The organism is Lutispora thermophila DSM 19022, assembly GCF_900142105.1.
In the GTDB taxonomy this organism is placed as follows: Bacteria; Bacillota; Clostridia; order Lutisporales; family Lutisporaceae; genus Lutispora; species Lutispora thermophila.
The window spans coordinates 147,496-160,273 of the sequence record NZ_FQZS01000008.1 but is presented as its reverse complement, the minus strand read 5'-3'; the positions used below and the strand labels follow the sequence as shown (position 1 = coordinate 160,273).

General features: G+C 32.8%; 10 protein-coding genes and 1 CRISPR repeat array. All 10 genes read right to left on the bottom strand.

Features of this window, described 5'->3' with window-relative positions:
- Positions 1-244 precede the first annotated feature (244 nt).
- The 10 genes from cas2 to BUB48_RS07335 all read right to left on the bottom strand — a co-directional run bounded on the left by cas2 (position 245) and on the right by BUB48_RS07335 (position 12,074).
- On the bottom strand, positions 245-508 hold the full coding sequence (gene cas2, locus BUB48_RS07380; protein WP_073025606.1) for a CRISPR-associated endonuclease Cas2: 264 nt from the start codon (positions 506-508) through the stop codon (positions 245-247).
- 1 nt (position 509) lies between these two features.
- Positions 510-1,502 carry a type I-B CRISPR-associated endonuclease Cas1b gene (cas1b, locus tag BUB48_RS07375; RefSeq protein WP_073025605.1) on the bottom strand — a complete coding sequence of 331 codons (993 nt, stop codon included), beginning with the start codon at positions 1,500-1,502 and terminating at the stop codon, positions 510-512.
- A gap of 12 nt (positions 1,503-1,514) precedes the next feature.
- On the bottom strand, positions 1,515-2,006 hold the full coding sequence (gene cas4 / locus BUB48_RS07370; protein WP_175548379.1) for a CRISPR-associated protein Cas4: 492 nt from the start codon (positions 2,004-2,006) through the stop codon (positions 1,515-1,517).
- 8 nt (positions 2,007-2,014) lie between these two features.
- Complete coding sequence (locus BUB48_RS07365) at positions 2,015-4,249, bottom strand: CRISPR-associated helicase/endonuclease Cas3 (protein ID WP_073025613.1); 2,235 nt, start codon at positions 4,247-4,249, stop codon at positions 2,015-2,017.
- 17 nt (positions 4,250-4,266) lie between these two features.
- Entirely contained in the window at positions 4,267-4,992 is a 726-nt protein-coding gene (gene cas5 / locus BUB48_RS07360; RefSeq protein WP_073025603.1) for a CRISPR-associated protein Cas5, read from the bottom strand.
- A gap of 17 nt (positions 4,993-5,009) precedes the next feature.
- Positions 5,010-5,894, bottom strand: coding sequence for a type I-B CRISPR-associated protein Cas7/Cst2/DevR (cas7i, locus tag BUB48_RS07355; RefSeq protein WP_073025602.1), 885 nt, complete (start codon positions 5,892-5,894; stop codon positions 5,010-5,012).
- Positions 5,887-7,554 (bottom strand): hypothetical protein, encoded by a 1,668-nt coding sequence (locus tag BUB48_RS07350; protein WP_073025601.1) that lies wholly within the window; start codon positions 7,552-7,554, stop codon positions 5,887-5,889. Before BUB48_RS07350 ends, cas7i begins: the two co-directional genes overlap by 8 nt.
- A 15-nt stretch (positions 7,555-7,569) precedes the next feature.
- Positions 7,570-8,292: a CRISPR-associated endoribonuclease Cas6 gene (cas6, locus tag BUB48_RS07345; RefSeq protein ID WP_073025600.1), complete on the bottom strand. Its 723-nt coding sequence runs from the start codon at positions 8,290-8,292 to the stop codon at positions 7,570-7,572.
- A 156-nt stretch (positions 8,293-8,448) separates the two neighbouring features.
- A CRISPR array of direct repeats spans positions 8,449-9,808; the repeat unit is 30 nt; unit sequence GTTTCAATTCCTTATAGGTAGTCTAGGTAC.
- A 232-nt stretch (positions 9,809-10,040) separates the two neighbouring features.
- A complete protein-coding gene (cas6, locus tag BUB48_RS07340) occupies positions 10,041-10,763 on the bottom strand; it encodes a CRISPR-associated endoribonuclease Cas6 (RefSeq protein WP_073025599.1) in 723 nt (240 codons plus the stop codon).
- Between the two features lie 303 nt (positions 10,764-11,066).
- Positions 11,067-12,074: a helix-turn-helix transcriptional regulator gene (locus tag BUB48_RS07335; protein ID WP_073025598.1), complete on the bottom strand. Its 1,008-nt coding sequence runs from the start codon at positions 12,072-12,074 to the stop codon at positions 11,067-11,069.
- Positions 12,075-12,778 lie beyond the last annotated feature (704 nt).

Here is a 12,778-nt window from a genome sequence, read left to right as displayed (position 1 = left end):
TTTTGTTTCAATTCCTTATAGGTAGTCTAGGTACTGTAGTAGCAGATATAGTTGATATTAATTTCTTCTGTTTCAATTCCTTATAGGTAGTCCAGGTACCCGTGCACATGGCACATTTACTACGTTTTTAATTTTATTATACCAATATATTTTTTAATAGTAAAACCCAATACCTCTTTATTTTAGCCATTTTCTATTTCTATCGATGTCCAGGGTTTTTTACAAGATTACAGGTCGACGGGAATTAAAGAAAAATGGATTGGGGATTTTTTTCTAATCCTATTACTTCTCTTGTAGAATACTTCATATTAGCAAATGTGTATATAATTAAAGAATCTTCCTCTTTGTCCATTTTAGATGATAGCTCATGTTTTAGCTTCTTTAGGTTAGCTTGTGTTATTTCTCCTTCAAAAACAGAGTTCTGTACCCAAGTCAAATATTTTCTACAAATCTTCAGCGCTTTCCCTACTCTTTTTTCTCCAAAGTCATAGAATAAAATTACAAACATGCTACCACCCCGCTACAAAACCTTTATATTTTTCCCCTTCGGTTATATGCTTTTGTATTTTATAAAGTTCTAATCGTATCAATCGTTTGTAGCTAACACTGGTATTTAGCCTAGGATGCTTTATTACCGCATCTAACTTGCCATTATACTCTTCTATGAATTTTTTCTTTCCTTTCTCAGACATCAATATGCCATTGAAATCTTTTTCAAAATCTTTCGCTATTATGACACCCCTATTTATCAATGAAAATATGGTTCTATCCACAACAATAGGCTTAAATATTTCAGCTATATCAAGATTTAGAGTAAATCGTCTCTCATTGGTTGAATGCAAATACCCTATCCTTGGATCTAATTGTGTTTGATATATCTCGCCTAAGACTGTTGTATACATTATTGAATTTCCAAAACTGATAAGGGAATTGATATTATCAAGGGGTGGCCTTTTACTGCGCTGAGTGAACTTAAAATCTTCATTCTTAAGAATATCATTGAAGCAGCTATAATACTCATCTCTTATATTTCCTTCCAGAGCCATCAGTTGTTCAATTTTATTAACCTCTTTCATATCCTCCATCATATTTGTTATATTATCAATCCTCTGACTAAGATCTAAACCTCTTCCATTGTAGTATTTCAGTATAACAATAATGTTCTTTATACCTGTAATAATTATTTCCCTAGCTATTTCCATTCTTTTCGCATAATCTAAATAGTGCTCTACCTGTTTAAGTATCACATATCCAGAGTTCAAATGTTCTCTTGGATAGAAACTGCCGCTATAGTAGCCATAATAATTAAAAAAATGAAGACATATTTCCTTTTGTGACACAAAATCTAAAAAGGTTTTATTAAGAGTAACTTCACCAAAAATCCATATATTATTTATTTCTTCTACAGGAATATACTTTTTACCTGTTTCCGTCTCAAAGAGTATTGTATTATCTTTTCTTCTTATTTCTCCGTCATTAAATACATATATATCTCTTTTCAACACATGACCCCCTTAAGCATAGCAATACTCTCTATATCCACAGCTTTTGCAATATTTATTCTTTACAACCGGTGGTGGAGTTGCATCATTTATAATACGCCCAATTTCATCTTCTGCTTTTTCTAATAACATATTTTTTTCTTCAGTAAATTCAACCTCTACTCTTTTTCTTTCCTCCGGATAAAGCAAGACACCCTTGGCATTTATCCCTGCTCTTCTTAATTCTCTTATATAATAAAGCAATTGCATAGTTGAAGCTTCCTCAAACTTAGAAGTCTTCTTGGTTTCTCCAATTACAAGTTCATCTTTTGTATTAACAAGGACATCAAATTTAACATTTCCAAATTCTATTTCCTTTTTTGACCTATTGTAATAAGTCTCATGTAAGAACCGACCTATTTCAATATTTGTGTCTTTCTGATCAGGAGTAATATTTCTGCTCATAAGCCAAACTTCGCGTTTGCATATGGCATAGTACCATATAAGAGTTCCATTGACTACCATTTCCCACCTCATATCATTTCAATAGTATTGTCATTATAGACTATTCCCATATCACTATTGTACTCAATGGTGTATATAGGCAATTTATATGGGTTTTCACAGTAATTTCTGCGAATATACTTATTAAATCTTCCTATTCCAACAGGTACTTCGTATAAAGCTATTTTTGCGTACTCTCCCTTCTCAAACAGTTCTTCCACAATATCTTTATAAGCATAAGGTATAATAGAAATCTTTATATTATCTATTAACCTTGTTTGCAATCTTTCCTCATCATAATTCAAGTCAAAAATTGTCTCTTCTTCTACAATTTCTTCATATAGCTGTTGTCCCTTTTTATAGTTTTCATCATATATGTTAAAACCTTCATATACTTCACTCACCATTTGGAATATTTCTCTTTCTGACAAGAGCCTCTGATTGTTCCTTACTACTTCCTTAGTTTTAGCCAGAATATCGCTGCGATCCCTATAAACATACTTCTCAGAGATTTCAGAGTAATCAAACACTATAAACTCCGAATCTTCATACTCTCCTTTTCTATTACATCTTCCTGCCCTTTGTACGAGGCTGTCTATTGGAGCGCACTCAGAAAACATGATATTAAAACTGATATCCAACGACACTTCCATCACCTGTGTTGATATCACTATATTATAATCATTATTTTCTTCGAGTATCTTCTCTTTTTCTATTCTATCTTTCATGATAAACTCAGAATGAAGACATAGTGTTTCATAATCAGATGAAAATTCCTCATACAACTTTTTTGCAGTTTCAATATTATTGACTATTACTGCTACCTTCTTGTCTTTATCGATATAACTTCTTATTTCACCCTTAATTTCACCTATCTTTTTATCTATGAATCTCCATTTATTTTGCTTTCTGCTCATCAATTCTTCAGCGACTATCGGTGAGGATATGCCCAACAGTTTGGTAAAATGTTGCAATAAAAAGCTTGGCATAGTTGCACTCATTATCATTACATGTCCTTGTAGTTTCTTTATTTTCTTTATAGTCTCGGTTATCAAAGCCAGAGTAAATGTATCATAAGCGTGAATCTCGTCAATGATTATGGAACTCCCAACAAGAGCATATTCCTTCAAGCACCAATGACCTGTATTAAAACCGCTGGTAAGCATTTGATCAATGGTAGAAACCATAACAGGTGGTATAAAAACTTTGTATTGAAGCAATTCTAACCTTTCTTTCTCGTTAAAATCAGGATCAATTGCAAAATATACATCAGAACCAGAATGTGCCAAACCGCAATGCTCTTCCTCAAAATAATGCTTGGCAAGCCTGCTGAAAATACTGTTTGAGGTAACCATGGTAGGCATTAAAAATATAACTTTGCTTTTTTCCCAATTCAAAGCCCATAACAGAGAAGCCTCTGTCTTACCTGATCCTGTAGGTGCTATGGCTACAATATCCTTTGCAGCCATAGCACATTTTTCATGGAACTGTCTTTCAACAAATATTTTACCCTCGGATTCTACTTTCTGCTTTATCCTATCTTTGAGTTCTGATTGGCTCAATGTTTGCTGCATAGGCTCTTTATCTGATGAAGCAATCCAATCACAGTATTGTAGCAATCCTTTGTATAATGAATATAGCATCCTTATGTTGCTTTTACTTAGATTTGATTTAATTAGATATGATTCTAACACATAACTCTCTAATAGCTTAAATATACTCTCTATATTAATCTTATACTTGCTTATATCCATGACAAATTCAGTTTCTACCTTTGCCAATTCTTTTGAAAGATTTATACCATATTCATACTCGTTTTGCTTCAATAAAAACCAATCTTCATTTATATTTCTTTCACGAAAAAAACTGCTGAAATTTATATCCAGGCACTTATGGTGAGATAAAACAGTATAATAATGAAATGGGAAAGAATCTTTATTATGTCTAAGGTAATTCTGTGTAGCCAATGCCATATAGAGTGTTGATAATACCTCATGTCTGAATTTGATGCTTCTTAGCCTTTTATTAAATAATTTATTTTTCATTTGATTTTGGAAGTTTTCTGACAATTTGCCTAAGTCATGTAGCGAAACAGCCAAATAGGAATATAACTTGAAATCGTTTTGATCATATCCGACATCTACCAATATCTTCTTGATTGCTTCGCTATTTCTTTCAACTTCTTGATGATAAATTTCAACACATCTGCTTATATGATATTCATAACTTCCTTCCGGCCCGTCAATGGGCTTTGCGTAGTACATTTCAAACACCCCATTCATCATTTGCCAAAGGTAAACAGCGGTACCCTCTTCCCCATGAAATCATATACTAATACAGGTTTTTTCAACATATGAAGATCACCTAAAAAAGTAAATTTATAAAACTTAGTTGCAATTCTTTCATCGTTTTTCGTAAAACTGAAATCAACAGGCAAATTCTTAACAATAGGAGGTTTAATGGTTCTTTTTATTGGTAAACCCTTTATATTCTCCCAATCCAATTCAAAATCTTTTATATAATTTCCTTCTATCCACGTATCCCTAATCATATTATCCTCAGTACTTTTAACATTGATGATTCTATCAACTTTCAATATCTTAACCACATCATCGCTATTCCCTAATGAAAGTGCATATTGTGGATTTTTTAAAGAATCGTACAATTCATCTATCTTTTCACCATCTTCGCATGCAAAGAATATATCGGCAGTTACATCAAACAAGAACTCTCTCAACAAAATGGCCTTCACAACTTCTTTTCCTTTTATCTTTGAATAATTCCAAAGGTCCTTCCCATTTCCTTGGCTTTTTAACATACAGCCTACGCTTATCCTATTTTCTTTGAAGTATTCTAAAGCATCCTTAAATCCATAACCCAAAGCCGCGCCGGCGATGCCTACAATAGTTGTAGGCGGTGGCGCTAGTATAGATTCCTGATAGAGATGGGTATTTGGATCCCTGAAGGATGCAGTCATAGCATAGAGAGATACTATTATTCCATTCATCAATATACCACTTCCTGTTACTTATTAGAGTATGTATCTCTTACCCAACCGCGGACTTTTTCAAAACAATCTCCTAATGTCATGAATTCATCTGTATCTTTATTAAAGAATCCTTTTCTTTCTCCAATTGCATAATCAATAACTTGTCTTTCAAAGTCTGATATAGTGTTTTTTATCAGTTCTACTTCAATATTATCATTATCATCTACTCTGATGCTTTCCATAAAGATAGGATTCTTAACACTCATTAAAGAAGCGCACACCAGCTTAGGTGATATGTCCGATAAGAATCTGCTTTGTCTCCCCACTGTCCAAAGATTTTGAACAGCATCTATCAAAGCTAATACTCTTTCTGCCTTTTGCTCATTATCTAATTTAAGTTCATACTTATCTCCTGTGGCTTTTTCACCTACTCTATCTAACTCAATAAGTATAGTTCCACAATAATACCCAGAATGTATCTCTGTCTCAAATATATTAGGATTTCCTCCAGAGCTAACTGACATATAGTTAGTAGCAAAATCCAATTCTCCTAAATATGGTGTAAGTGCCACTAATGGTGAAACTCTGACAGGGCTTGTCCTTTTTATTGTATCTGCTGAAGCATTCATAAATCCGAATAAATCATCATCAATATATGTCTGAGGTTCACATTTAGTTGTAGCTGCGCCTTTTTCTTTCTCTCCTGCCATACCTTCGGATAGTTTAAACCCCATCACTGCTAACTGCTCTCTTAATGCTCTTCTCACAGCCTGTGATGAACAATAAGGATATTCTTTTCCATCATTTTTACGAATTTTCTTTATGCTGGAGATATTATCAACTTCTTTATCAGAGCCATTCAAAGAAGCATAAGTTGCTTTAGTCAAATAAGTAATTGTCAACGCTTTTGCTTTATTCATCTTTATTCTCCTCCTTTTCTTTTGAACTTGAATTATAGTAATTATAGCTATTTAACGCTCCCATAATACAGTATCCTTTAAAGTCTTCAAAAGGCACTTCATTTAGCACCCCTTCAAGAATAGAATTTGATACAGAAATTCCATATCTGAATTGTAGAGCGTTTAATTGAACTATAAAGTCTGTTACTGTTCTTGTCTTTCTTAGTGTAAAAAGATCGCCTTTTATCCTCTTCAGTATTTCCTTGCTCTCTCCTGATTCTTTATAGGCTTGGTTTACGATTTGCTTACCAAGCTTAACAGCAACATCTATCTGTTCTCTGTTCATGATATCCTCCTTTATTACCAAATAATACTCAATTAAAAAATTAAGCATATTTGAAACATTGATAAACTTACCTTCATTTCTGCTTACCACTTTTCTGAATGTTATTGATTCAATATCTGATAATATGCAATGCTTATTAAGAACTTTTTTTAAAGTATTATTTCTCGATGGTTTTAGATTTCCTTTATTGTCTAATTCTCTCAAAGAAGTGAAAGCATCCTTTATATTTATACCTTTTTCAATTAATCGCTGAATGAGTCTAAAGGCATAGCTTACATCATTGTAAAAAATAATTTCTTTTGTAAGGAATGTTTCTCTCATTTTATCAAAACATATAATAACAATTTCTATTGGAGAAGATATTATATCACTTAAAAATGCATAAAATGGGTCTTCATCATTTACTTCCTGGTTGGCTATATTGCTTCTTAAAATTTCATAAGTATCTACAAAATATGCCCATAACAACTCATAGGACATCCTTGCTTTACTAATGAGCCCTTTATCATCTAACCCAATATTTTTATAGAAATATTCTTCATCTATGGATCTGAGTACGGAACTGCAACCAATCTTTTTCTGATTATTTATGTTATGTGCTATATCTGGAGAATTGAGTAGTAGTATAGATAATTTAGTATCATCTTTCTTATAGTTTACTGTTTCCATTGTGAATTTGGATATAAATTCACATTCCCAACATATCTTAGCTGGTTTTTTGCCTTGAGTATGAAATGAGGTTGTTGCGCTTGTGCTTGCGAAAAGTAAAAATGAAGGTTGTGAAATGTCACTTAGATTGCTTGATTTTTTTCCACACATGCAGCATGTAGACTGCTTCTTATTCTCTTTAGGTAATATTTTCAGGTTTTGATGTGATGTTGTCAATGAATAAACTAATTTGTTTTGTTTACCAAAAAGTTTTCTCTTTGTCTTCTTTAAATATGAATCAACCTCTGCTTTTAAAACATCATCCATGTCATTATACTTAATACCATCTGCATCAAATCTCTTAACAAATAAAGATACAACTGGCGTTGCTTGTCTTTTTGGTGCTAGAGAAAACTCCTTCTTTTCAGGATTATAAAGAACTAACTCAAGCTTTTCTTTTTGAGTTTTTGTTGATACATTCCAGTATTGTGACACAAGATAGTTATAACAGTTTTGTAAAAAATTTCTGATATCTTCTTCATTATTTCCACGAAAAGAAAGACTTTCTGAATCAAAGTTTATTTCTATGTTGTCATTATCCTGTTCAACTTTTTTTGCTATAAAATACAGTCCTGCAATACCAGCATCAAACCACCAATGATTCCTAGCCTGTATTTTATACTCCATAATATCCCCCCTTTCCTATATAACTTTTACGCAGCCAAATCCTTGACTGTTTTTGCTTCCAAATCCTGCATCAACTCCTACTTGTAATAAATCTTTACTGCCTTTTATTAAGAATTTACCTGAAGCACCCTTTATTATAGTATTTTTATAGTAAGTCAAGTTTTGTTTTACAGGTCCTAGTGGTATCACTTCAATGTCAGATTCTATCGTTTCATTTGTTAAAGCATTATATTTCTTTATTAGATTATCTTTTATCAGTCTGTTGAAATCAGGCTCTCTGGGCATAAAATAACATGTGTATTTGCTATTATCCGGCTTAAGAAATGTTGAGTAAACTACTATTGGTGATAATGTATTTACAACAATTCTATCCTCAGTTACATATTGATTGTTTATCTCAATTTGCTCTGTTTTGATACTGTTTTGGCCAATAAAAAGATTGTTTCTTTGCAGCATATTGTTTGCAATGGATTTACAAAAGTCATCTAGCGGTGAAGATATAAGAATTTGCATTTTTGTACCAAAATTCATTTGATCTTCTTGTATCTTGAATCTCCCTATTATGCGAGAAAATGAAAACATTTTAAATGTTCTACCGTTTGTCATGAATCCCCTATCATGTAAGAAATGGGCTAGGTTTTTGTCTATATTGCTATATATAAATGCTTGTACAATACTATTGTAGTGAATAGGCAACACTATATCCTTATCACTTATAAAACTAATTCGTATTTGCATAACAAGTCCTCCATACTATAGTCAACTTGTTGACTATATCAAAATAGCAACTATTATGTTCTCTGTTTATATTTGCATTTTCAGTCATAACTAAGGTTATTAGTATATAATTTGACATTTCATTGTATATTCCTTCTATTTCTGTAAAATATGTTGATTATAGTTCCTTATAGGTAGTCTAGGTACCAGTTGGAATTTTGGGGATAAAAATAATGGCGACCAGTTTCAATTCCTTATAGGTAGTCTAGGTACCTCAAAATAAGTTATCCGAGTTTATTCAAAGAAAGTTTCAATTCCTTATAGGTAGTCTAGGTACGCAATAGATTCAACCTTTGCCATGTCGAGCTTGCAGTGTTTCAATTCCTTATAGGTAGTCTAGGTACCTCAAAATAAGTTATCCGAGTTTATTCAAAGAAAGTTTCAATTCCTTATAGGTAGTCTAGGTACGCAATAGATTCAACCTTTGCCATGTCGAGCTTGCAGTGTTTCAATTCCTTATAGGTAGTCTAGGTACCCTTGTGACCAAAGGCAAGATCATACCAACTGATTCGTTTCAATTCCTTATAGGTAGTCTAGGTACCCTTTACGGCGTATTCAAGTGCTGCATGTAGTGTCCTGGTTTCAATTCCTTATAGGTAGTCTAGGTACCTCCATAATCCTGATTTTTCTTAGCATATAGAGTATTGTTTCAATTCCTTATAGGTAGTCTAGGTACTTTCGTATGCCTGTGGCAGTGCTGCTTCTGCGTCAACGTTTCAATTCCTTATAGGTAGTCTAGGTACCCAACACAATACAGCATGAACTTAGGGCTGTTTGAGGGTTTCAATTCCTTATAGGTAGTCTAGGTACTCGACCAATAATTATTTCGCCAGATTTGCATTTCTCAGTTTCAATTCCTTATAGGTAGTCTAGGTACTCTGCGCTCCAAACATTCTTCTTTAGTTGCTTCACAGGTTTCAATTCCTTATAGGTAGTCTAGGTACATGTAATTTTCTAGCCATTTCAATCCTCCTAAATTTGGTTTCAATTCCTTATAGGTAGTCTAGGTACCAGCAATGTTACACCAGCAGAAGCACTGAAAATGGCGTTTCAATTCCTTATAGGTAGTCTAGGTACCGGTCGGACAAGTACAAGTCGGCGTAAACCTAGCAGGGTTTCAATTCCTTATAGGTAGTCTAGGTACCCATATTATCACCTGCTTTCAGTATTTCTGAAAAATTGTTTCAATTCCTTATAGGTAGTCTAGGTACCAGGAGACAGTTTCAATTTTGCCTCTGGAATCCAAGTTTCAATTCCTTATAGGTAGTCTAGGTACTTGTTTACCATAGCAGTTATTGTTGAGATTCGCTCCAAGTTTCAATTCCTTATAGGTAGTCTAGGTACCACAATTGTTCTTTATCCAACTACTTCATACCCACCAGTTTCAATTCCTTATAGGTAGTCTAGGTACTTCTACATATCCATCCATTATCAATCATTGCAATTTGTTTCAATTCCTTATAGGTAGTCTAGGTACCCGTGCACATGGCACATTTACTACATTCTTATCTTTTCATATCAATATAATTTATTATGACAAAACCTATTAACTCTTCATTTTAGCCACTTTCTATTTCTATCGATGTCCTGGTATTTTTGCATGATTACAGGTCGACAGAAATTATAGAAAAATGGATTGTATATTTTCCCCTAATCCAATGATTTCTCTTGCAGAATACCTCTATCAGCATGCGAAAACATTCCTCTTCCTATATAACTTTTACACAACCAAAACCTTGACTGTTCTTACTTCCAAATCCTGCATCTACTCCCATTTGCAACAATTTCTTATTACCTTTTATTAAGAACTTACCTGAAGCACCTTTTATTATTGTTCCCTTATAGTAAGTGAGATTTTGCTTTACAGGTCCTAGCGGTATCACTTCTATATCAGACTCTATTCTCTCATTTGTTAAGGCATTATATTTCTTAATTAGATTATCTCTTATCAACCTATTGAAGTCAGGCTCCCTAGGCATAAAGTAACATGTATATTTTCTGTTATCAGGCTTAAGAAGTGTAGAATAGACTACTATCGGTGATAATGTATTTACAACAATCTTATCTTCAGTTACCAATTGATTATTTATCTCTATTTGCTCTGTTCTTATACTGTTTTTGCCAATGAACAGATAATTGCTTTGCAGCATGTTATTTGCAATGGATTTGCAAAAATCGTCCAATGGCGAAGATGCAATAATTTGAATTTTAGTACCAAAATTTATTTTATCTTCTTTTATCATGCTTTTGCCGATGATGCGTGAAAATGAAAACATCTTAAATGCTCTGCTATTGCTTATATATCCTTTATCATGCAAGAAATTTGATAGGTTTTTATCTATATTATCGTATATAAAGGCTTGTACAATATTATTATAATGAATAGGTAGCACTATATCATTTTCACTAGTAAAGCTTACTCGTATTTGCATTATAAGTCCTCCATCTTACAGTCGGTTTGTTGACCACAGCAAATTTACAATTGTATATTTCTATTTTTATCATCATTTTAAGTCATAATTGAAATTATTAATATATAATTTGACATTCGGCTGTATACTCCTTCTATTTTTGTTAAATTATTTATTTATTGCTCTATTCTCCATATATAGATCAGGCACCAGTTAGGTGCCCTCGAACATTCTCCATAAATATAAATACCCATAAAAATATAATAATAAATATATATAATTCATACTAAACTTACAACAAATCTTTTGATATTATATTGATTTTCATTTATCTTCCACAACCTCCCCATACCTCTCCATAATCTTTCTAGCTTCTTGGACAACCTGTTCTCTCAATGACTCCGGCTCCAAGACCAATACATCGCTGCCAAAGCTTAGCACCCACTTTAATATCTCAGGAGTCATGGTGGTGTTCTTTTCGAATATCAGGCTACCGTCTCTTTCTTCTACCAAGTAATCTGCCTTTTTGCTCTCATACTCCTTCACATATCTTGCCGCTTTGCCTTTAAATTTAAGCAATAGTTTTATTTTTTCTTCTCCTGAGAGCTTACCGAATCTGCCTTTCTTGTAGTTCTGATAGAAGTTTTTTGGTCTCTCAAAGGATTCATCTGATAGTTGTGCCTCTATTATACGAGATACTCTCAAATCTCTTATGGAGTTCCTCAGATGGCAATACCCTATCAGATGATAGCATCCGTCATATATTTCAATGATATAAGGATCGAATTTTCTTTCCGTAACCTCATCATTATTAAAGGAATAATACTTTATGAAAAGGCTTTTGTTTAGTCCTATAGCTTTTTTAACTATATCTATGGTTTCTTGATTAATGTTCTTTTCCGAACTAATAAATGTCTCATTCACTTTAAAAATTTCCTTAAGATTTTCAAGATAAGCTTTGTCCAGCTGCGGCAACTGTGCTATGATTCTATCTACAAGATGTATTGCAGTGTTTCCTATGTCTAATGTTGAATAGGATTTCAGAAGCTCTTTAATGAAATGCAAGGATATGAGTTCTGATGGTGAAAATGTTATATTCTCTAACCCAAATTTATTAGCCATATAATATGTTTTTTTGCTCCTTTTTTCTTCTGTCACAAAAAAGTTTCCGGTTGATAAAAAGTCTATGTCTCTTTCTATTGTCTTTTTGCTCACATCAATCCCTACCGCATCAAGGTTTTTCTTAATTTCATCAATGCTATAGCCTACCCTGCTTTCGGATAATAAAGATAAAATATATAGCTGCCTTTCAATTTGAGTAACATCATACATAGGCTCATTCGCTCCCCCCAAATTTAAATTGTAACCCATAAAATAGTCATATTATGGGTATCTTGTAAAAAATCTTTTTTGAAAAGTTTAATTAAATGCTGGGAAAGAATATGAACAACTCTATACAAGGAAAATTGGAATCGGATAATATATTTGACATATTCTTGGATAATCCTTCAAATTGTGTCAAATTCTTATATTTATATTTCGACATTTTTCTCCAAATAAGCAAAATAAAGAGCATACCATAAGGCACGCTCAATCTAACTTGATTTGTATTCCTGCATATCACTCCTAAATCTAACATACTCAAAATTCTTTCTACTCTCTTAGTAGATATGTCTTTTTAGACATTCCCCTTGCCTATACATCTTTTTTGTTAGAAAAATTCGGTCATCTGGAGCTTCTTTCAGCAAATACTCTGTATCAGTATTCCATGTGGAAAATTCGTCATTTGCTTATGGAAGTATGATTATTAAATATTCATCTTGCTGTTGTACCTCATCAAAGGATTCGGTCAAGGCAGCATCGGAAACTCCTTCAGAATTTCCTTATAATTTCTCAACCTTCCATGTCAATAACATTTAGTAGTTCTTTATATTCACCATTCTTAAATTCAATTATAAATAGGCTTACCAGCGATGGATTCATGATTGAAATATGATTATATTTCCCCCGTCCTGCAATTCTTTTTCTCCGTCTCA